Annotated in this window: 17 protein-coding genes; 14 read left to right on the forward strand and 3 right to left on the reverse strand. The window is 61.6% G+C overall.

Features of this window, described 5'->3' with window-relative positions; genetic code table 11:
• The first annotated feature begins 39 nt into the window (after nucleotides 1–39).
• On the forward strand, nucleotides 40–1248 hold the full coding sequence (gltS, locus tag IMW75_RS03355) for a sodium/glutamate symporter (protein WP_045058762.1): 1209 nt from the start codon (nucleotides 40–42) through the stop codon (nucleotides 1246–1248).
• Nucleotides 1249–1460: 212 nt separating this feature from the next.
• On the opposite strand, the gene IMW75_RS03360 is transcribed toward gltS, so the two are convergent.
• The 3 genes from IMW75_RS03360 to IMW75_RS03370 form a co-directional block, all read right to left on the reverse strand.
• The gene (locus tag IMW75_RS03360; RefSeq protein ID WP_205891871.1) at nucleotides 1461–1751 is read right to left on the reverse strand and encodes a class I tRNA ligase family protein; all 291 of its coding nucleotides are present in this window, start codon (nucleotides 1749–1751) and stop codon (nucleotides 1461–1463) included.
• A gap of 112 nt (nucleotides 1752–1863) precedes the next feature.
• Nucleotides 1864–2451: a cupin domain-containing protein gene (locus IMW75_RS03365; RefSeq protein WP_045058760.1), complete on the reverse strand. Its 588-nt coding sequence runs from the start codon at nucleotides 2449–2451 to the stop codon at nucleotides 1864–1866.
• 49 nt (nucleotides 2452–2500) lie between these two features.
• Complete coding sequence (locus IMW75_RS03370) at nucleotides 2501–4462, reverse strand: oxidoreductase (RefSeq protein ID WP_205891872.1); 1962 nt, start codon at nucleotides 4460–4462, stop codon at nucleotides 2501–2503.
• Nucleotides 4463–4799: 337 nt separating this feature from the next.
• Between IMW75_RS03370 and IMW75_RS03375 the strand changes: the two genes are divergently transcribed.
• The 13 genes from IMW75_RS03375 to IMW75_RS03435 all read left to right on the forward strand — a co-directional run bounded on the left by IMW75_RS03375 (nucleotide 4800) and on the right by IMW75_RS03435 (nucleotide 22236).
• Nucleotides 4800–6020, forward strand: coding sequence for an OprD family outer membrane porin (locus IMW75_RS03375; protein WP_336512396.1), 1221 nt, complete (start codon nucleotides 4800–4802; stop codon nucleotides 6018–6020).
• A 40-nt stretch (nucleotides 6021–6060) separates the two neighbouring features.
• On the forward strand, nucleotides 6061–7359 hold the full coding sequence (locus tag IMW75_RS03380) for a Xaa-Pro dipeptidase (protein WP_205891874.1): 1299 nt from the start codon (nucleotides 6061–6063) through the stop codon (nucleotides 7357–7359).
• 103 nt (nucleotides 7360–7462) lie between these two features.
• A complete protein-coding gene (locus IMW75_RS03385; RefSeq protein WP_205891875.1) occupies nucleotides 7463–8110 on the forward strand; it encodes a TetR family transcriptional regulator C-terminal domain-containing protein in 648 nt (215 codons plus the stop codon).
• A 92-nt stretch (nucleotides 8111–8202) separates the two neighbouring features.
• Entirely contained in the window at nucleotides 8203–8919 is a 717-nt protein-coding gene (locus IMW75_RS03390; protein WP_045058755.1) for a response regulator, read from the forward strand.
• Between the two features lie 5 nt (nucleotides 8920–8924).
• Nucleotides 8925–9698, forward strand: a complete 774-nt coding sequence (locus tag IMW75_RS03395) for a substrate-binding periplasmic protein (RefSeq protein ID WP_205891876.1) — start codon at nucleotides 8925–8927, stop codon at nucleotides 9696–9698.
• Nucleotides 9695–11959 (forward strand): ATP-binding protein, encoded by a 2265-nt coding sequence (locus IMW75_RS03400; protein ID WP_205891877.1) that lies wholly within the window; start codon nucleotides 9695–9697, stop codon nucleotides 11957–11959. Before IMW75_RS03395 ends, IMW75_RS03400 begins: the two co-directional genes overlap by 4 nt.
• A gap of 208 nt (nucleotides 11960–12167) precedes the next feature.
• Nucleotides 12168–13580 carry an amino acid permease gene (locus tag IMW75_RS03405; protein WP_205891878.1) on the forward strand — a complete coding sequence of 471 codons (1413 nt, stop codon included), beginning with the start codon at nucleotides 12168–12170 and terminating at the stop codon, nucleotides 13578–13580.
• Nucleotides 13581–13869: 289 nt separating this feature from the next.
• Entirely contained in the window at nucleotides 13870–14661 is a 792-nt protein-coding gene (locus tag IMW75_RS03410) for an enoyl-CoA hydratase/isomerase family protein (RefSeq protein ID WP_205891879.1), read from the forward strand.
• A gap of 45 nt (nucleotides 14662–14706) precedes the next feature.
• Nucleotides 14707–15867, forward strand: a complete 1161-nt coding sequence (locus IMW75_RS03415; RefSeq protein ID WP_205891880.1) for an acyl-CoA dehydrogenase family protein — start codon at nucleotides 14707–14709, stop codon at nucleotides 15865–15867.
• 18 nt (nucleotides 15868–15885) lie between these two features.
• A complete protein-coding gene (locus tag IMW75_RS03420; RefSeq protein WP_205891881.1) occupies nucleotides 15886–17985 on the forward strand; it encodes an acetate--CoA ligase family protein in 2100 nt (699 codons plus the stop codon).
• Between the two features lie 10 nt (nucleotides 17986–17995).
• Nucleotides 17996–19603: a 5-guanidino-2-oxopentanoate decarboxylase gene (locus tag IMW75_RS03425; protein ID WP_045058802.1), complete on the forward strand. Its 1608-nt coding sequence runs from the start codon at nucleotides 17996–17998 to the stop codon at nucleotides 19601–19603.
• A gap of 37 nt (nucleotides 19604–19640) precedes the next feature.
• Complete coding sequence (locus tag IMW75_RS03430; protein ID WP_205891882.1) at nucleotides 19641–20831, forward strand: pyridoxal phosphate-dependent aminotransferase; 1191 nt, start codon at nucleotides 19641–19643, stop codon at nucleotides 20829–20831.
• Nucleotides 20824–22236 carry an aldehyde dehydrogenase family protein gene (locus IMW75_RS03435; RefSeq protein WP_205891883.1) on the forward strand — a complete coding sequence of 471 codons (1413 nt, stop codon included), beginning with the start codon at nucleotides 20824–20826 and terminating at the stop codon, nucleotides 22234–22236. The genes IMW75_RS03430 and IMW75_RS03435 overlap by 8 nt, the downstream gene beginning before the upstream one ends.
• Nucleotides 22237–22238: the final 2 nt, after the last annotated feature.

Below are 22238 nucleotides of genomic sequence, written 5' to 3' on the forward strand. Positions count from 1 at the left end.
AAACCACTTGTTAAATCATAAGAAAAAGAGAAATTCGCCATGCTGACATTCGAACTGGATGCGCTGAGTACCCTTGCTCTCGCGTTGCTTCTCCTGGGCTTGGGTGCACAACTGAAAAAACGCAGTTACTGGCTGCGCCAACTGTGTGTTCCCGCACCGGTGATTGGCGGCTTTGGTTTTGCCCTGCTGATTTGGCTGCTACGCAGCCAACAGTGGCTGAACCTGACCCTCGACACCAGCTTGCAAACCCCGTTGATGGTGGCTTTCTTTACCACTGTCGGCCTGGGCGGCAGCCTGGGCTTGCTGCGTAAAGGCGGCAAGTTACTGTTTATCTACCTGGGGGCGTGCTGGGGCTTGGCGCTGGTGCAGAACGTAGTCGGCGTAAGCGTTGCCAAACTGTTGGGTATTGATCCGTTACTGGGAATCATGGCCGGTGCGGTGTCCCTGGAAGGCGGTTTTGGTGCGGCGGCGGCTTTCGGCCCGATTGCTGAAAACCTCGGTGCCGTCGGCGCGACTACTGCGGCGCTGGCGGCCGCGACCTTTGGTATGGTGGCGGGCGGTTTGTTGGGTAGCCCGCTGGCGCGCTGGTTGATTGAGCGCAACAAACTCACGGTTAAAGCGGAAGCGGTGGGCAGCCTCAAGGCGTTCGAAGACGTGGTCCATAACCCGCCTGCCGCGCTGGATGCACCGACCCTGTTGCGCTTGTTGACCTGCATCGTGGTGATCATGGTCCTGGGTTTCTGGCTGGGCACCAGCTTGCAGCAGCACTTGGGCATTGTGTTGCCCAGCTATGTGGGCGCGATGTTTGTGGCGATTATTTTGCGCAACCTCAATGACCGCAGCCAGGCGATCGACATGCCGGACCATGCTGTCAGCACCATTGGCGACGTGTGTTTGGGCATGTTTCTGACCATGGCCATGATGAGCCTTAAGTTCTGGGAGCTGGAAAAGCTGGGATTGCCGCTGCTGGTGATCCTGGTGGTACAAGTGGTGATCATGATTTTGCTGTGCGTATTCGTTTTGTTCCGCCTGTTTGGCCGTAACTACGACGCTGCCGTCCTTTGCGCAGGCTTCATGGGGCACGGGCTGGGCGCTACACCCAACGCCGTGGCCAACATGGGGGCTATCTGTGACCACTACAAAGTGTTCTCGTATAAAGCCTTCATCATCGTGCCGTTGTGCGGCGCCGTGCTGATCGACATTGTGGCCATCCCGATGATCACCTGGTTTATCAACGCCTTCAGCTAGAGGGCGGTCTCATGTGGACCGAGCGGGTGAAGTGCGTAACCTCCAGTCGATTTGGAGCAGCGGATGAGCCTCCATCGGCTATTTAATGATGATTAATGGGAGCGGATGATCGAGGTGTTACTGCCGGTGATAACCGTCAGTTTGTCGACGCGGTAAATCCGATACCGCGTACGTCACCTCAGCCTGAATATCAACTCCAGTTCGGCTCAAACCTAATGAGCGCAGAGAAAATTCACGACCTGATTCGGCACATAGATCACCTTGGTTACTGCACGCCTTTCAAGGGCCTCGATGACTTTGCCCCGAGCCATATCGACGTCGACCAACTCCTCACCGGTCCCCTCCGGAAGATCATCCACATACTTGCCGTTAATGTAGATTCGTGTCGCCTTGACCGGGCGCACTCGAGCTTGGGGCCATGGTGCAGAGTCAATAGTGTCGTAGCCCAACTGCTCCCAGATCTCAGAGCAGACGTGCGGAGCAAAGGGGAACAGGGCCTTCACAAAGTCAGCGCCAATTCGTTCGAAAAAATGTAGGAAAAACTCCCCGGCCTCCACTCAAAAAAAAGCCCCAAAGCTAATCAAACTTCGAGGCCTCTTTATCTCAAACATCCCATCAAAACGTTGGCGGCGTAATCACCCAAATCACCACCGCATCCACCTCTCCAGGATTGCCATACCGATGCGGCTCCTGACTCGAGAAGCTGAAACTGTCTCCCTCGCTCAGCAGAAAATGCCGTTGCCCAACCCACAACTCAAAACGCCCCGACAGCAGATACCCGGCTTCTTCCCCCTCATGGCTGTAACTCTGCTGGCTATAAGTGCCAGGCGGAAACCGTGAGTGCAGCATCTCCAGTTGCCTATTCGGCTGCGGGGTCAGCAGTTGGTCGACGATTCCATCCTCGTAATGCACGCTCATCCGCGTGTTCTTGCGCACCACCACGCCGTGGTCTTCGGGGGCGGTGGCGGCTTCGCTGGCGAAGAACCACTGGATGGTCACGCCCAGGCTGCGGGCGATGTTGAAGAGGGCGGGGATGGAAGGGTAGGCGAGGTTGCGTTCGAGTTGGCTGATGTAGCCAGCGGTCAGCTCGCTCATGTTCGCCAGCTCGGCCAGGGTCATGCCCCGGCGTTTGCGCAGGCCGCGGATTCGGGTGCCGAGAAAACTGGGCTCTGGTGCGGCGCTGTCTTTACTGCCGTTGCTCATGCGTACTCCAGGCCGGGGTTTGGGGGAAAACCCCGGAGTATAAACAGGCTCAAAGCGCCCAGGCGACTTTCAAACCTTCGTAGATGGCCTCTTCGGCAGTGCGCGGCGCCAGGCAGTCACCGATCTGGCGAAACTCCACCAGGCCTTGCAGTTCTGCGCCCAGGGTGTCGACCGGTTGATGACCCTGGCAGAGCACCAGGGTGTCGATATTTTCCAGCAACATCGGCTCGCTGCTCGCGGTGTGTTGCAGGTAGACGGTGCTGTCATCGCAGCCGTAGAGGCGGGCGTAGGGGGTGATGGGGATACCCAGTTTGTGCAGTTCGCCGGCCAGTTGGTCGCGCACGTACAGCGGCAGGTTTTCCCCGCAATGGGTGCCGTTGACTGCCAGGTGCACCTGATGCCCGGCGCGCACCAGGCGCTCGGCGATGCCGGGGCCGATCCAGTCGCAGCGCCAGTCCACCACGACCACCGAACGACCTATCTGTACTTCATTACGCAGCACTTGCCAGGCGTCCACCACCTGCAGTTCGCCGCCACGCTCGAAGGTTGGCCAATAGGGCTCGGCGCCAGTGGCGATGATCACCAGGTCGGGGCGCTCGCGCTCCACCAGGGCGCGGTCGACCCGAGTGTTGCGCACCACCCGTACACCCGCCAGTTCCATCTCCCGCTGCAGGTTGGTGCTGGCCCCACCGAACTCGCTGCGTCGCGGTAACAGCTGCGCCAGCAGCACCTGGCCGCCGAGTTGCGCGGCCGCTTCATAGAGGGTGACCTCGTGCCCGCGCTGGGCCGCTACCGCAGCGGCTTTCATGCCGGCCGGCCCTCCGCCGGCAATCATGATGCGCTTGCGTTGGCCGGTAGGTTGCCGGTTGCCGAAGATCAACTCGCGCCCGGTCTCCGGGTGCTGGATGCAGGAGATCGGCAAGCCTTTGTGGAAGTGGCCGATGCACGCCTGGTTGCAGGCGATGCAGGCGCGCACGTCTTCTACACGGCCGCTGTCGGTTTTGTTGGGCATTTGCGGGTCGCAGATCAGCGCGCGGGTCATGCCGCAGACGTCGGCCTGACCCCGGGCCAGGATCAGCTCCGCTTCCTGGGGCTGGTTGATGCGCCCGGTGACGAACAGCGGGATGGACAGACCGGCCTTGAAGGTTCCGGCTTCCCTGGCCAGATAGGCCGCTTCGATCGCCATGGGCGGCACGATGTGCACGGCACCGCCCAGGGATGCAGAAGTACCGGCGACGATGTGCACGTAATCCAGGCTGGTTTGCAATGCCTGCACGGCGAGCAGCGATTCGTCCTCGGTGAGTCCTTCCGGGTCGCGCTCGTCTGCGGAAATGCGCAGGCCGATGATGAAGTTTTCATCGGTACTGGCCCGCACAGCAGCGATGATTTCCCGCAGCAAGCGCAGGCGCTGTTCCAGCTCGCCGTTGTAGCCATCGGTGCGGCGATTGACTCGCTGGTTGATGAACTGCGCGGGCAGATAACCGTGACTGGCGACCACCTCCACGCCGTCGATCCCGGCTTGACACAGGCGCCGCGCCGCTGCCGCGTACCCGGCGACAATCTCGTCGATCATGGCTTGATCCAGTGCCCGTGGCATCACCCGAAACCGCTCGTTGGGCACCGCCGAAGCTGAATAGGCCACCGCCAGCAGGCCGTCGCTGGACTCCATGATTTCCCGCCCAGGGTGGAAGATCTGCGACAGCACCACCGTCCCGTGCGCATGGCAGGTTTGCGCCAGTTTGCGGTAGCCCTCAATGCAGGCGTCATCGGTGGCCATCAACACGTGCGAGGTATAACGCGCGCTGTCGTGCACACCCGCCACCTGCAGCACGATCAGCCCGGCACCCCCTGCCGCGCGCGCCTGGTGGTAAGCGATCAGTTGATCATTGACCAGGTTGTCGGTGGGCATCGAAGTGTCATGTCCGCTGGACATGATGCGGTTTTTCAGGCGTTTGCCGCGTAGCAGCAGGGGTTCGAACAGGTGCGCGAAAGCGGGGGACGAGGTGCTCATGATGGGGCTACTCCAGGCGGCCTGAAGCCGAAAGGGCCGGTTTTCGGCGTTATTATTTTTCTATAAGAGTTTACCTTCAGTAAAAAATCAATGGTTTTGTTTACTGGATGTCGACTGGAACCAGATGTAATGCCGATGTTACAAATCCGTTACTTCGATTGCGCAAGGCGAGCAATTCTCAACATATAAATTCTATTAATGGCAATGGCAGGGTGCCTACCATTGGCAGGTACAGGCATTTGCAGAAAACAATAATAATCAAGCTCTGAGGCCTACAATGAAGCTGTGTTCACTATTGGGTGTGGTTGTTCTATCGGCATCTGGAAGTTATTTGAAAGTGCAGGCAGAAGATGTGGGCGAAGGATTAGTCGAGGGTGGCTCGGCAACTATTACCGCTCGCAATATGTATTTTAATCGGAACTCACTCTCGCATTATCCCGATGCCCGTGGTTGGGGGCAGGGTTTCCAGATGGATTACCAGTCCGGATTTACTCAAGGTAAAGTCGGCCTTGGGCTGGATGCAAGTGCCTATACTGCCTACAAGCTGGATGGCGGTCGCGGTACGGTTGGCACGGGAATGTTTCCCGCTGAGGGAGATCGCGAAAGAACCGAGTCTGCGACACTCAACGCTTCGGTAAAGATGAAGTGGTCAAACACTGTCATAAAGTACGGCGATCTGCGCCCATACAATCCGGTATTTGCGACTCCCGATTTACGCCTGATGCCGATGACCACCCGTGGCATACAACTGTTGAGTGATGATATCGACAAAGTCAGCATCGATATCGGGCATTTCCATTCCACCAGAGGTTATACCAGTACAGGTCACGACGGTGGCTTCATGGCGGGTTACGCCGCGGTGGACAGCGGCGATGTCGATTATGCAGGCTTCACCTACACGCCATTAGAGCAGGGCGGCGTCGGCTTCTACGTGTCCCAGGCGCAGGACTTGTGGCGCCAGTACTATGTCAATGGCAACTACAGCTTTGTCCTGACTGCGGGACAGACTCTCGGCGTTGACTTCAACCTCTATCGATCACTGGATCAGGGCCAGGCCAATGCCGGCGATATCAATGTCACCGCCTGGTCGTTGGCGACGGCCTATGCCAATGGCCCGCATACGCTGACGCTGTCTTATCAAAAGATCCATGGAGGTCAGCCATTTGATTATCTGATGGCTTCGGATGGGACTTACATGGACTCGATCTATCTGGCCAACTCTTCGCAATACGGGGACTTCAATGGCCTTGGCGAACAGTCAGTCGGCCTGGCCTATGAATATGATTTTGGTTCTACGGGTGTTTTACATACCACGCTGGGCTTCAAGTATATCTATGGATTTGATATCGATAATGAGCAAGTTGATCCGGACGGGTTGTACGCTTACTTCGCTCATGCGGATAAGCAGATAGAGCGAGACGTCGATATTAAAACCGTTGTTGAAGCGGGCCCGTTGAAAGATTTGTCGGTTCGGGTGCGTTACGCCGAACATGCCTTTAGCGGTGACAGTGTTAAACAACTGCGGATCATCACTCAATACCCGATCAATATTTTTTGATGTGCGTTCATCCGTCCAATAACAATAAAAGAGGTATCCCATGAAGCTCTCGAGTATCGCGTTGGCCGTAACCCTCTCGTCGCTGTCGTTGTCCGCACTGGCCGACACGGTCTACATCCATGCCGGTCGCCTGGTGGACGTGGAGCGCGGCAAGGTGCTGACGGACCAGCGCATCAAGGTCGATGGCGAGCGCATCGTGGCCGTTGAGCCCTGGAGTGCACCGCCGGCTGACAGCACCGTTATCGACTGGTCGGGCAAGACTGTGCTGCCGGGCCTGATCGACATGCACACGCATATCGCCGACTGGGACATGACCAACAACGTTGCCGAACCCCTCCTGCATTCTGCCCAGGACTACGCGCTGCTGGGCGCCAAACATGCCTATCAGACCTTGCGCGCAGGGTTCACCACGGTCCACGACGTGGGGACCTACCGCGCGTTTACCGACGTCTCGCTACGTGATGCGATCAACGCCAATCAGGTGCTGGGGCCACGGATGAATGTAGTCGGCGCTTATCTCTCAGTAGCGGGTGGCGGCGGTGAGGTGACGGGCCTGGCACCGGGCATCACGGTGCCGGACGATATGCGGGTGGGCGTCTATCGCGATACCAATGACGCAAAACTCAAGACCCGGTACCTGTTCCAGCACGGCGTCGACACCATCAAGATGGTCGGCACGGGCGCCGTATTGGCCGAAGGCACCGAGCCTGGCCAGATGGAAATGACCGAGGACGAAATGCGCGCGGTAGTGCAGGAGGCCAAGGTGCATAAGAGCTATGCGACCGTGCACGCCCATGGCGCCGACGGCATCAAGGCGGCTATCCGCGCCGGCGCAAAATCCGTGGAGCATGCCTCGCTGCTGGACGATGAAGGCATCAAGCTGGCCAAGGACAACGGCACTTATCTGGTCATGGATATCTACAACGGAGACTTCATCGACAAGGTCGGGCGCGAGGAAAAGTGGCCGGAAAGTTACCTGCGTAAAAACACCGAAACCACCGAAGTACAGCGTGAAGGTTTCCGCAAGGCGGTCAAGGCCGGTGTAAAAATCGCCTATGGCACCGATGCCGGGATTTACCCGCACGGCAAAAACGCCCGGCAGTTCGCCTACATGGTCAAGTACGGAATGACCCCAATGCAGGCGATTCAGTCCGCCACCGTGGTCGCCGCAGACCTGCTCAATTGGCAGCAGGACGTAGGCGCTGTCAGTGTCGGTCGCTTTGCCGACATGATCGCGGTCGAGGGTGATCCGCTGGCTGACATTGCGATCCTGGAGAAAACCCCGGTGGTCATGAAGGGCGGCGCGATTGTTCCGCCTGACGTGCTGCCGGGTATGTAAAGCAGCGCGACGTCTGGAGTCGGCGAGGGCAGTTGCTGTACAGTCGTTCAGCTCTTGAATGGCTCGTACAGGGCTCAACCCTCGCCTCCAGGAAGGTCGTGCAATGACTCAGGAAGTCCGATTCTCCAGAATGGCGCCGGAACTGCGCAAAACCAATCTCATCGAGGCCACGCTCGTGTGCCTGCAGCGCCATGGCTTCCAGGGCGCGTCGATCCGCAAGATTTCCGCCGAGGCCGGTGTATCGGTCGGGCTGATCAGTCATCACTATTCCGGCAAGGACGAGCTGGTCGCCGAAGCCTATCTGGCGGTGACCGGCCGCGTCATGGCACTGCTTCGCGCGGCCATGGAACAGGCCGCGCCCAATGCCCGTGAACGTTTGTCGGCGTTTTTTCGCGGCTCGTTTTCCGCCGAACTGCTCGACCCGCAACTGCTTGATGCCTGGCTGGCGTTCTGGGGCGCGGTCAAGACGGCAGAGGCGATCAACCTTGCCCACGAACAGTCCTATGGCGAGTACCGGGCCATCCTGCGCAAGGTGCTCAACGAACTGGCGGAGGAGGAGGGCTGGCAACGATTCGATTCCGACCTGGCTGCCATCAGCCTCAGCGCCTTGCTCGACGGCTTGTGGCTGGAATCGGGTCTCAACCCCGGCACCTTCACGCCGGAGCAGGGCATGCAGATCTGCGAAGCCTGGGTCGACGGTTTGCAGGCCGGTGGTCGGCAGCGATTCACTTTGCAGACGACGGGCTGTTGATCGATCGTTCAGTAGTGGCTACTCTCTGCCTCCAGTGGTAACCACAACTCTAATAAGAAACACGCCTTCGGGCATACGCGGGACACCTAGCGATGACTCCTCGGGTATTGATCGTCGACGACGATCCGTTGATTCGCGAACTGCTGCAGGCCTACCTGTCCCAGGAAGGTTATGAAGTGCATTGCGCCGCCACTGCTGAGTTGGCCGAGACCTTCCTGGCGAGCCAGAGCGTCGACCTGGTGATGCTCGATATCCGCCTGCCGGGCAAGGATGGCCTGACCCTGACGCGGGAGCTGCGGGTGCGTTCGGAGGTCGGGATCATCCTGATCACCGGGCGCAACGATGAAATCGATCGCATCGTCGGCCTCGAGTGCGGCGCCGATGACTATGTGATCAAGCCGCTTAATCCGCGGGAACTGGTGTCCCGGGCGAAGAACCTGATTCGCCGGGTGCGCCACGCCCACACGCCGCATCCTGTTGCTGCGGTTGCCCGCCCGGTCAAGCAATTCGCCGCCTGGGCGCTGGACACTGATCGCCGGCGGTTGATCGACCACAGCGGCAGTGAAACCCTGCTGACCCATGGCGAGTACCAGTTGCTCAGCGTGTTCCTGCGCAACAGCGGGCACACCTTGAGCCGGGATCAGTTGATGGACCAGATCCGCAACCGCGAATGGGTGCCCAACGATCGCTCCATCGATGTGCTGGTGGGACGCTTGCGGCGCAAGTTGCATGACGACCCGGCCGAGCCTGAACTGATCATCACCATCCACGGTGCCGGCTATCTGTTTACCGCCAGCGTCGCGGCCTGAGCGGCATGTGGCGCGGGATCTGGTTGTTGTTGATGCTGGCATCCACCGGGGTGACGGCTGCGCAAAAAATTCGCTATTGCGATTACCCGGTCTACCCGCCGATCTCCTGGAGCGACGGCAAACAGATACGCGGGCTCGCTCCCGGCGTGGTTAAAAAACTGTTCGGGCAATTGGGCTACGAGGTCGAGCTCGTCGAGCTGGATAACTGGAATCGCTGCGTGCTGGATGCCGTTGAAGGTCGGGTGGATGTGGTGCTGGCCTATCGCACTGCAGAGCGTGAGCAGGCCCTGGCTTTTTCGACGGTGCCGGTACTGCGCGAGGAAGTCGCGGTGTTCATCAATCGCCGGCACCCGGTAACAATAGATCGGCTGGAGGACCTGGCGCACTACCGTGGTGGTTTCCTGTTCGGAGAAAGTTATGGCGAGACGTTCGACCGCTTTGTCGACCAGCACCAGAACATCGAACGGGTCTCTGATAGCCAGCAGAACTTTGGCAAGTTGATCCGCGGCCGCATCGACTTCGTCGTCTCCGAGCGGCGCACCGGGCAAATGCGCGTCGATACCCTGCCGGGCACCCAGGACATCGTGGCCCTGGCCGATTCCTTTGGTGTGGATTACCTGCGAGTGGCCGTGTCGCGTCGTTCGCCCCTGGCCAGTTGCATGGTCGATATCAATGCGCAGTTGCAGCACATGGTCGATTCGGGCGAGATCGACCGCTTGCTTCACGAGAGTGAGGTCATCTACCGCGACACGCTCCAGCAACCGGCGGATCGACCATGATTCGGGCCCGGCCCGGCGGCCTGTTGCGGCGCCTGCTGCTGTTTATCCTGTTCTTCAGCCTGTGTTTTACGGTGCTGGCGAGCAGCGTGCAGCTGTACTTTGAGTATCGACGCGAGATGCGCGAAATCGACTCGCGCATGGAGCTGATTCGCGCCGGCTACCTGGCCAGCCTGGAGCGCAGTCTGTGGGACCTGAACCAGGATCAGCTCAACGTGCAGTTGCGCGGCCTGGTGGACTTTTCCGACGTGGCGCGCGTGCGCCTGATCAGCCCTGATTTCGATCTGCTGCAAGGCACTGCCGAGCCGGTCGGGCCGCTGCGAATAGAACGTTTTGCCCTCGACTACCAGCCGCCATCGGGGGCGGTGCGTCATTTGGGGCAACTGGAGGTCACCACCGACCTGGGGGCGGTGCATGAGCGCCTGTACACCACCGGGCTGACCAGCCTGCTGTGGATGAGTGTGTTTCTGTGCGGCCTGGCGGTGGTGCTGTCGGGGTTGTTTTATCGCCTGGTCACTCGCCACCTGCAAGTCATGGCCGAGTTTGCCCGGCGCATCGCTGCGGGCGATTCCCACGAGCCGTTACGCCTGGACAAGCGTCGCCGTGCGGACGAAGACGAAGACGAAGACGAAATCGACACCGTGGCCCATGCTCTGGACGACATGCGCCGGGCCATTCTCAGTGACATCGACCGCCGCGAAAGCGATCGGCTGGCGTTGCAGGATAACCGTGACGAACTGCTGCGAATGGTCGAGCGGCGCACCGCCAGCCTGATGCGCGCCAAGGATGAAGCGGAAGCGGCCAACCTCGCCAAGTCGCGTTTCCTTGCCACCATGAGCCATGAGTTGCGTACCCCGCTCAACGGCATCCTCGGCATGGCCGAATTGCTGCGCGATGCGCCGCTGGACGCACTCGGCGGCAAGCGGCTGGATGCGCTGTACAAAGCCGGCGAAGGGTTGCTGTCGATCCTCAACGAAGTGCTGTATTTCGCCCGGCTGGAGGAGGGCGCCAGCCATCCGGAGGCGGTGGAATTCTCGCTGCGGCAATTGCTTGATGAGGTAATGACACTGCTCGAACCCCGCGCGCTGGGCAACGACACGATCCTGCAATGCTACATCGACCCACGGGTAGCGCAGCGGCATCACGGCGCCGAACAATTCCTGCGCCAGGTGCTGAGCAACCTGCTGGCCAACGCCATCAAATTTACCGAGGGCGGGCAGGTCAAGGTGGAGATAGCGCTGTTGCCTGGCGCCCCTGGACAACGGCTGCGCGTCAGCGTTACCGACGACGGCATCGGCATCGCGCCGGCGATGCAGCAGAAGATTTTTGAGCGCTTCACCCAGGCCAGTGAAGAGGTGGCGCAGCGCTTCGGCGGCACCGGCTTGGGGCTGGCGATCAGCAAGCATCTGGTGGAGCAATTGGGCGGGCGTATCGGCGTGGACAGCGAGGTCGGGCGCGGCAGTTGTTTCTGGTTCGAACTGGCGCTGCAACCGGCTAACGGCGTGGCACCCGTTGCGGCAGACAGTGTTGCAGGGCAGGCTTTGCGCATTCTGGTGGTCGAGGACGTGGCGCTCAACCGCGAGGTGGTCGAGGGCCTTTTGCTGCGCGACGGGCATCAGGTCTGGCTAGCCGAGGACGCCGAGCAGGCATTGGTTCAATGTGCCGCGCAGTCGTTTGATCTGATCTTGCTCGACGTGCACCTGCCCGGCATCAGCGGCGTCGAGCTGTGTAAACGGCTGCGCGACACTCCGGGGCCGAATCGCCACAGCCGCCTGTTTGCCCTGACGGCCAGTGTGCAGCCGGCCCTGGTTCGCGGTTACCTGGATGCCGGCATGGACGGCATCCTCGCCAAGCCCCTGAAACTCGACACTCTGCGCCAGGCGCTGGCTGACCAGGCCCCCGTAGCCACTTCGCCACTCGATGACGCGGCCATGGATTGGCCGCTGCTGGAAACACACCGTACTTTGCTCGGTGAACAGAAACTGCTGGGATTGTTGAAGGTGTTGCGCGACTCGATTCAACAGCATAGCCATGCACTCGCCGAAGCGATCACGGCAGACGACTGCACCGAGGTCGCGCACCTGGCCCACCGCCTGGCTGGCAGCAGCGACTCCCTGGGATTTCGCGCGTTGGCCAACGTCCTGCGCGCATTGGAGCAAGCCGCAATGATCAACGATGAGGCGGCGTTACGCGGGTTGGCGCCGCAGGTGCACGAGCAGCTGCGGTGCTCGCGACAGACCCTGGCAGACCTGTTGCAGGCCTGACGTACAAGTTTGTTACGACTTTTTACATCTTTGATCCTCAGGTTCAACTCGAACTTACATGCCTTTCCAATAATCGACGCAACCGCCACAGCGCGGTCTTCGAAGCTTATTGGAGATAATAATAATGAACTGCCGTAAAGCTCATCCTTTCCCGCGCCATGACGTCCTGTCAGCCGCCGCGCACCGCGCCGACTGCTGAGGTGCCGACATGAGCGAATCAATCGACCGCCAAGGTATCCACCTGACCCGCGCCCTGAAAAGCCGGCACATTTTCATGTTGTCCCTGGGAGGTGTGATCGGCACCGGGCTGTTCATGGGCTCCGGCGTGACCATCAACCAGGGCGGCCCGGTCGGGGCGATCCTGTGCTACTTGGTCGCGGGCTTCCTGATGTACCTGGTGATGGTCTGCCTCGGTGAACTGTCTGTGCAAATGCCGGTGTCCGGCTCGTTCCAGACTCACGCCACCAAATTCATCGGGCCCGGCACCGGCTTCATGATCGGCTGGGTCTACTGGATGAGCTGGGCCACCACCGTGGGGCTGGAATTCACCGCAGCGGGCATGTTGATGGAACGCTGGTTCCCGACCGTGCCGATCTGGTACTGGTCAGCCTTGTTCGTCGCGGTACTGTTCGGCCTTAACGCCCTGGCGACCCGTGCGTTCGGCGAAGCGGAATACTGGTTTTCCGGGATCAAGGTTGCTGCGATTCTGGGGTTCATCGTGGTCGGCGTGCTGGTGATCTTCGGCGCCATCCCGCTGACCAGTGGCGAGCCGGCGCCCATGATGACCAACCTGATTGGCGACTCACTGTTCCCCAACGGCCTGTCAGCTGTGTTCGCAGTGATGATGACCGTGGTGTACGCGTTCCAGGGTTGCGAAATCATGGGCGTGGCGGCTGGCGAAACCGATCAGCCGGAGAAAAGCATTCCCCGTGCGGTTCGCAACGTGGTGTTTCGCGTATTGATCTTCTACGTGCTGGCGATCGTGGTGCTCTCGGCCATCGTGCCCTGGCAGCAGGCCGGACTGATGGAGAGTCCGTTCGTGCAGGTGTTCGATATGGTCGGTATTCCCTACGCTGCCGACCTGATGAACTTCGTGATCCTGACGGCGATTTTGTCGGTGGGCAACTCCGGGCTGTATGCCTCGACGCGCATCTTGTGGGCAATGTCCAAGACCGGCATGGCCCCGACAAGCTTCTCGCCATTGAGCAAGCGCGGCGTGCCGTTGCGGGCGTTGAGCATCACCCTGTGCTTTGCGCTGGTGTCGCTGATGACCAGTTTTGTCGCCGCCGATACTTTGTTCATGGTGCTGATGGCGGTGAGCGGCATGTCGGGCACGGTGACATGGATTGTCATTGCCCTGGCGCAGTACAAGTTCCGCAAGGCCTACCTGCGTGATGGCGGCAAACTGAGCGATCTTAAATACCGTGCGCCCTGGTTTCCGCTGATTCCGCTGACGTGCATTGTGTTGTGCTGTTCGTTGTTTGTATTCCTGGCACTGGACGAGACGCAACGGCCTTCACTGTATTGGGGCGGTGGCTTCATCGCGCTGTGTTACAGCGCTTACTTCCTGATTTATCGCAAGCGTCAGGGGGTGTTGGCGCCGAGCTTGCCGTCTGTTTGATGGCTTGAGGCGGACAAAGAACGCGACGGGTGACCGTCGCGTTTTTTTGTTTCAAGGCTGCGAACACGGTCATTCTCGCTGTAATGGGCAGGGGCATGTGCCCAGTTGTTCAAAGTTGTAACAAGCGCAGCCTTCTAGCCCGTTAAATAATCAATAAATCTATATATATCAATTAGATAATAAGAATTTAGCTCGATCTAGCCACCAATTGCCGCCTTACTGAACACTCGTTTAGTATGGCCTCAGTCGCATCACCTCATTCCAATCAAAAATAATCCGAGGCCCCGCAATGACTACTCAACCTTCACTGCTCAGCCAGGTCGAAGCAGGCGTTGCCTGGATCACCCTCAACCGCACGGCTCAGCGCAACGCCCTCGACATCCCGACCCTGAAAAACCTGCACGCCCTGCTGGACGAATTCAACGCCGACCCGGCCGTTCGCGTTGTCGTGCTGACCGGCAGCGGCCGCAGCTTCTGCGCCGGGGCGGACCTCGCGGAGTGGGCCGAAGCCGAAGCCCGTGGCGATCTGGAAACCTCTGGCTGGACCGAAACCGCCCACGCCCTGATGAGCCGTCTGTACAGCCTGGAAAAACCCACCATCGCCGCCATCAACGGCACTGCTGTCGGCGCCGGCATGGACCTGACCTTGTGCTGCGACCTGCGCCTGGCCGCGCAGTCGGCGCGGTTCAAGGCTGGCTACACCAGCATGGCGTACTCCCCGGACGCCGGTGCCAGCTGGCACTTGCCCAGGTTGATCGGCACCGAACAAGCCAAGCGCCTGCTGTTCCTCGATGAACTGTGGGGGGCAGACCGGGCCCTGGCCACCGGGCTGGTAGGCGAAGTGTGCGCCGATGAACAACTGCTCGACGTCGCCGGCGAACTGGCAACGCGCCTGGCCAACGGCCCGACCTTCGCTTTCGCCCAGACCAAGAAACTGATGCGCGAAGGCGCCCAGCGCGACCTGCCGCAGCAACTGCAAGCCGAACTGGCGGCCGGCCTGCTGTGTGGTCGCAGTGAAGACGGCGCAGAAGCGTTGCGGGCTTCCGTGGAAAAACGCCCGGCACGTTTCGTCGGCAAATAAGCCTGCACCACCCTCATACCCCGTGAACGAACAACAGGTAGCACCATGAATTTCCAACTGACCCAAGAACAAGAAATGTTGGTGGAAGCGGTACGCAGCTTTGTCGCCAAGGAACTGCTGCCCCACGAGGAAGCGGTGGACCGCGTAGACGAAGTCTCCCCTGAGTTGGCGGCAGAGATTCGCGGCAAAGCCATCGCCGCCGGTTTCTATGCTTTCAACATGCCGGAGGAGGTCGGTGGCGGCGGGCTCGACTACCTGTCCCAGGCGCTGATAGAGCGTGAGCTGTCAAAGGTTTCGTGGGCGCTGCACGTGTTCGTCGCACGGCCTTCGAAGATCCTCATGGCCTGTACGGGCAGCCAGATCGGCGACTACCTGCTGCCTTGCATCCAGGGCGAGAAAATCGACTGCTTCGCCCTGACCGAACCCGGTGCCGGGTCCGACGCCAATGCGATCAAGACCCGCGCCGTGCGCGACGGTGAAGACTTCGTCCTGAACGGCAGCAAGCACTTCATCAGCCACGCCGGGCACGCCGATTTCGCCATAGTCTTTGCGGTTACCGACACCTATGAACACAACGGCCGCAAGCGCAACGCCGTGACTTCGTTCCTGGTGGATCGCGACACCCCGGGCATGACCATTCGCCGCGGCCCCAAGTGCGTGAGCAACCGCGGTTACCACACCTTCGAAATGTTCTTTGACGACTGCCGGGTGCCGGCCAACAAAGTGCTCGGCGAAGTCGGCAAGGGTTGGGAAGTGGCCAACGCCTGGCTTACGGCCGGCCGGGTGATGGTCGCCGCCAACTGCGTCGGCCAGGCCCAGCGCGCACTCGACGTATCGCTGCAATGGGCGGCGGATCGCAAGCAGTTCGGCCAGCCGATCGGCACGTATCAGGGCATCTCGTTCAAGCTTGCCGATATGGCCACGCAGATCCGCGCGGCGGAACTGCTGACCTTGCATACCGCGTGGAAAATGGACCAGGGCACCATGACCGATGGCGAAGCCGGCATGGCAAAACTGTTCGCCAGCGAAGTGCTCGGACGCACCGCCGATGAGGCGGTGCAGATATTCGGCGGCATGGGCCTGATGGATGAAGGACCGGTGGAGCGCATCTGGCGTAACGCGCGGATCGAGCGCATCTGGGAAGGCACCTCGGAAATCCAGCGGCACATCATTTCCCGTGAACTGCTGCGGCCGCTGTTGCGCTGATCGTCCTGGAGAATTGCCATGTCGCAGACTATTCGTGACAACCTCAAGCGCCTGCTTGCCCCACGCCATTTGGCATTCGTCGGCGGTCGCAGCATGGCCCGTGCGCTCAAGCGCTGTGCCGAAGGCGGCTACCAGGGGCAGATGTGGCTGGTGAACCCGCAACATGAAAGCCTCGAAGGTGTGCCCTGTGTGCGCAGCATTGCCGAGCTGCCCTGTGGCCCGGACGCGGTGTTCATCGCGACCAATCGTGAGCTGACCCTCACCGCCGTGGCGCAGTTGGCCGCGAAGGACGCGGGTGGCGCGATATGCTACGCCTCCGGGTTCGCCGAGACCGGGGCGCAAGGCCAGGCCTTGCAGCAACAGCTGCTGCAGGCAGCCGGCCAGATGGCCTTGCTCGGTCCCAATTGCTACGGCCTGCTCGACTACTTGCACAGCTCGGCCCTGTGGCCGGTGGCTCATGGCGGCAAGCCAGTGGAGAAGGGCGTCGCCGTGCTGACCCAGAGCGGCAACTTCGCCTACAACCTGTCCATGAGCGACCGTTCACTGCCGGTGGCCTACATGGCATCGGTGGGTAACCAGGCGCAACTGGGCGTCGCCGAATTGATGGACGTATTACTCGATGAGCCGCGGGTCACGGCCATCGGCCTGCACCTTGAAGGGCTGAAGAACGTGCCGGGTTTCGCCCGCGCCGCGCACAAGGCGCTCGAAAAGGGCATTCCGATCATCGCGCTGAAAACCGGCGTGTCGCAGATCGGTGCCGAACTGGCCCTCAGTCACACCAGTTCGCTGTCAGGTTCCGATGCGCTCTACGACAGCCTGTTTGCACGCTTGGGCGTCATCCGGGTCAGCGGGCCGGTGAGCTTCGTCGAAACCCTCAAGGCCGCCGCTTGCGGAAAACTCCCCGCGGGCGACAGCCTGATCGCCCTGGCCTGTTCCGGTGGTGACGCTGGCCTGATTGCCGACTACGCCGAACGCAATGACCTGACGTTGCCCAAGCTCGACGAGACCCAGCGTGAAGAACTCGCGCAGGTGCTGCCCAGCTACGCCAACCTGGTCAATCCGCTGGATTTCACCACTGCGATCTGGGGTGACGGCGAAGCCTTGAACCGCATGCTCGACAGCGCCCTGCGGACCGAGGCCGACGCGGCCATGCTGGTGCTCGATTATCCGGCGGAATCGACCGGTGAACGCAAGGAATGCGACCTGTTGCTTGAGCTTTATTGCGCCGCGCTGGTGCGTCACGGCAAGACCGGTTTTGTCACCTCGGCGTTCCCCGAGCTGCTGCCGGCCAGCGCCCGCGAGCGCCTGCATGCCCAGGACGTGGCGGCGCTGCAAGGGGTCGAAGATGGCCTGGCCGCCTGGGGCCGCATTGCCGGTTATCAGCGTAATCGCCAGGCACTGCTGGCGCTCGGCGAGTCGGCACTGGTACCGCTGTGCCCTCGAGCTTTGACGGGTGAAGGTCGCCTGCTCAACGAGTGGGATTCGAAACAGGCGTTGCGCGCATTTGGCCTGCCGACGCCCAACGGTGTGCTGAGCACGCCGGCGAATGCACTGGTCGATGCCAATGGGTTGGGTTACCCGCTGGTGCTCAAAGCCGTCAGTGCACAACTACCCCACAAAACCGAGGCCGGTGCGGTCGCGCTCAATCTGAAGGACGCCGCCGCCCTGAGCGCCGCGTTGCAAAAAATGCACGCGAGCATCGCCGATTACGCTCCGCACGTGCCCTTCGATCAGGTGCTGCTGGAACCCATGGCCACGCCGCCCCTGGCTGAACTGATCGTCGGCATCAAGCGCGAAAATGACTTTGGCCTCGCGTTGGTTATCGGCGCCGGGGGCATTTTGGTGGAGCTGCTCAAGGACAGTCGCAGCCTGCTGCTGCCGACCACCGACGGCGCCATTCGCCGCGCGGTGCTGAGCCTGCGCAGCGCCGGTTTGCTGCAAGGTTTTCGCGGCCGTGAAGCGGCCGACCTGGACGCGCTGGTGGCGGCGATCCGCGCCGTGGCGGACTACGCCTGCGAAAACGCCGACGCCCTGCTGGAACTCGATGTGAACCCATTGTTGGTCGGCGCCCACGGCACGACTGCGGTCGATGCGTTGATTCGCCTCGGCCACGAGTGAGGATATGAACATGCAAACCAAGACATTGACCGGTGGCCAGGCCCTGGTGCGACTGCTGGCCAACTACGGCGTCGACACCGTGTTCGGCATTCCCGGCGTGCATACGCTGGAGCTGTATCGGGGCCTGCCGGGCAGCGGCATTCGCCATGTGCTGACCCGGCACGAACAGGGTGCCAGCTTCATGGCTGACGGTTATGCCCGGGTCAGCGGCAAACCGGGCGTGTGCTTCATCATCACCGGGCCGGGCGTGACCAACGCGGCGACCGGCATCGGCCAGGCGTACGCCGACTCGATTCCGATGCTGGTGATCTCCAGCGTCAACCACACGGCCAGCCTCGGCAAGGGCTGGGGCTGTCTGCACGAAACCCAGGATCAGCGCGCCATGACTGCGCCGATTACTGCGTTCTCGGCGGTGGCGTTGAGTGCCGAGGACCTGCCCGAATTGATCGCCCGCGCCTATGCCGTGTTCGATAGCGAACGCCCGCGCCCGGTACACATTTCGGTACCGCTGGACGTGCTGGCGGCGCCAGTGAATCGCGACTGGAGCAACGACGTGGTACGGCGTCCGGGACGCGGACCGGCCTCGAACACGGCCATGGAACACGCCGCGACCAAGCTGCAAAACGCCAAGCGACCGATGATCATTGCCGGTGGCGGCGCCCTTCACGCGACGCAGGAGCTGCAAACCATCAGCACCCGACTGGCCGCGCCGCTGTTCACCAGCGTCGCCGGCAAAGGGCTGTTGCCACCGGATGATCCGCTCAACGCCGGTTCGAGCCTGTGCGTCGAGCCCGGCTGGAACCTGATCGCCGAAGCCGACGTGGTGTTGGCGGTCGGTACCGAAATGGCCGACACCGATTTCTGGCGCGAGCGCTTGCCGTTGACCGCCGAACTGCTGCGGGTGGACATCGATCCGCGAAAATTCAACGACTTCTATCCCTGTGCTGTGGCCCTGCAAGGCGACGCGCAACAGACGCTCGCCGGCCTGCTGGAGCGTCTGCCCGCCACCGTCCGTGATGCCAACGCAGCAATCGCCAGCGTCGCGAAACTGCGTGATGCGGTGAAGAACAGCCACGGCCCGTTGCAGTCGATTCACCAGGGCATTCTTGAGCGCATTGCCGCCGAGCTGCCGGACAACGCCTTCATCAGCACCGACATGACCCAGTTGGCCTACACCGGCAACTACGCCTTCAACAGCCGCGCCCCGCGCAGCTGGTTGCACCCAACCGGCTACGGCACCTTGGGTTACGGCCTGCCGGCCGGCATCGGCGCCAAGTTTGGCGCGCCCAATCGGCCGGGGCTGGTGCTGGTCGGCGACGGTGGTTTCCTCTACACCGCGCAGGAACTGGCGACGGCGGTCGAGGAACTGGACAGCCCGCTGGTCGTGTTGCTGTGGAACAACGATGCCCTGGGGCAGATCCGCGACGACATGCTGGGCCTGGACATCGAACCCATCGGCGTGTTGCCGCGCAATCCGGATTTCGCCGCCCTCGGGCGCGCGTTCGGCTGCACCGTCACCCAGCCGCAAAGCCTGGCCGAGTTGCAGACCGATCTGCGCCATGGCTTCAAGCGTAACGGCGTCACCCTGATCGAGCTCAAGCATGCCTGCGCGCATTGATTTTCATTTTTTTGGGCTTTTTTAAAAGGAGCAGGCCATGCGTTTTTCCGATCTGACCCAACGAATCGCCGGTGACGGCGCCGCCGCGTGGAACATCCATTACCGCGCGCTGGCGCTGCAGGAACAGGGCGAAGACATTCTGCTGTTGTCCGTGGGCGATCCGGATTTCGACACCCCGGTGCCGATTGTCCAGGCGGCCATCGACAGCCTGCTTAATGGCAACACTCACTACGCCGACGTGCGCGGCAAACGCACCCTGCGCGAAGCCATTGCCAGGCGGCACCAGCAACGCAGCGGCCAGGCGGTGTCGGCCGACCAGGTCACGGTGCTTGCCGGTGCCCAGTGCGCGCTGTTTTGCGTGGCCCAGTGCGTGCTCAATCCAGGCGATGAAGTGATAGTCGCCGAGCCGATGTACGTGACCTACGAAGCGGTGTTCGGGGCCTGCGGTGCGGTGGTGATCCCGGTGCCGGTGCGGCCCGAGAATGGCTTCCGGGTATTACCCGAAGACGTTGCGGCGCGCATCACCCCGCGGACTCGCGCGCTGGCGCTGAACAGTCCGCACAATCCATCTGGCGCCAGCCTGCCGCGCACCACCTGGCAGGCACTGGCCGGGCTGTGCATCGACCATGACCTGTGGTTGATTTCCGATGAGGTCTACAGCGAATTGCTGTTCGAGGGCGAGCACGTCAGCCCGGCCAGTTTGCCGGGCATGGCCGAGCGCACCGCGACGCTCAACAGCCTGTCGAAATCCCACGCCATGACCGGCTGGCGAGTCGGCTGGACGGTGGCGCCGCCGGCGTTGGCGCAGCACCTGGAAAACCTTGCGCTGTGCATGTTGTATGGCTCCCCCGAATTCATTCAGGACGCTGCCGTGGTGGCGCTGCAAAGCAACCTGCCGGAGTTGCAGGCCATGCGCGATGCCTATCGCCAGCGACGCGATTTAGTCTGCGCCAGCCTTGCCGACTGCCCCGGCGTGCGCCCCCTGATGCCCGATGGCGGGATGTTCGTGATGGTCGACATACGTGAAACCGGGCTCAGCGCCCAGGCATTCGCCGACCGTCTGCTCGACCGCCATGGCGTCTCGGTCCTGGCCGGTGAAGCCTTCGGCCCCAGTGCCGCCGGGCATATACGCCTGGGCCTGGTGGTGGGGGCAGAACACCTGAGTGACGCCTGCCAGCGCATCGCCCGCTGCGCCAGTGAACTGATGGAGACCCGACACTATGCATGATTACACAGCGCTGTTTATCGATGGCCGCTGGCAGGCGCCGTCAGGGCAGGGCGTCGCCCAGGTGATCAACCCGGCAACCGAGACCGCCGCCGGTTCAGTGCCGCTGGGCGATGAACGGGATGTCGACAACGCGGTAGCCGCGGCTCGGCGTGCCTTCGGTTCATGGTCTCGCACACCTTCAAGCGTGCGCGCCGGCTACATCCGCGCGCTGGCCGGGCAACTGCGCGAGCGTGCCGACGAAATGGCCGCAGTGATCACCGCGGAACTGGGCATGCCGGTGCAGTGGTGCCGTGCGGTCCAGGTGGACGGGCCCATCGAGGGGCTTGAGCAATACATCGAACTGGCCGGCCTGATGGATGAAGTCCGCGAGGTCGGCAACTCATGGGTGGTGCGCGAGGCGGTGGGCGTTTGCGCGTTCATCAACCCTTGGAACTACCCGCTGCATCAGTTGATCGGCAAACTGGCACCGGCGCTGGCAGCCGGGTGCACCGTGGTGGTCAAGCCGAGCCAGGAAACACCGCTGCATGCGTTCTTCCTGGCGCAGATGATCGAGGAAATCGGCTTGCCTGCGGGGGTGTTCAACCTGGTCAGCGGGCCGGGTGCGAAAGTCGGAGAAGCGCTGGCCAGGCATCCGGACGTGGACATGGTGTCGTTCACTGGCTCCACCGGCGCTGGCGTTCGTGTGGCCCAGGCGGCGGCGCCGTCGGTCAAGCGCGTGTGCCTGGAACTGGGCGGCAAGTCGCCGCTGCTGATTGCCGAGGATGCCGACCTGGCCGCAGCGGTGCGCTATGGCGTTCAGGACGTGATGATCAACTCTGGCCAGACCTGCACTGCACTGACCCGCATGCTGCTGCCGGCGAGCCGTTACGCCGAGGCTGTGGAAATCGCCATCGCCGAGGCCCAAAGCTTGCGCATGGGGGATCCGCTGGACCTGCAGAGCTTCCTTGGGCCGATGTGTTCTGCGGCCCAGCGGCGCACCGTGCGCGACTACATCCAGATCGGCCAGCAGGAAGGCGCACGGCTGGTGCTCGGTGGCGAGACTGACGAATTCGAGCGCGGGTTCTACGTCAGTCCGACGCTGTTCGCTGACGTCGACAACCGCATGCGCATCGCCCAGGAAGAAATCTTCGGGCCGGTGCTGTGCCTGATTCCGTACGCCGATGAAGCGCAGGCGATCCAAATGGCCAACGACTCGCCTTTCGGCCTGTCCAGCGGCGTCTGGACCGGCAGCCGGGAGCGGGCCCTGGGGTTGGCGCGGCAGCTGCGTGCCGGGCAGTGTTTTCTGAACGGCGCGGCGTTCAACTATCAGGCGCCATTCGGTGGCTACAAACAGTCAGGCAATGGTCGTGAATGGGGGGAGGAAGGACTTAACGAATTCGTCGAAGTGAAGGCGATCCAGGTATGACT

The organism is Pseudomonas gregormendelii, assembly GCF_017114825.1.
GTDB classification, from domain to species: Bacteria; Pseudomonadota; Gammaproteobacteria; order Pseudomonadales; family Pseudomonadaceae; genus Aquipseudomonas; species Aquipseudomonas gregormendelii.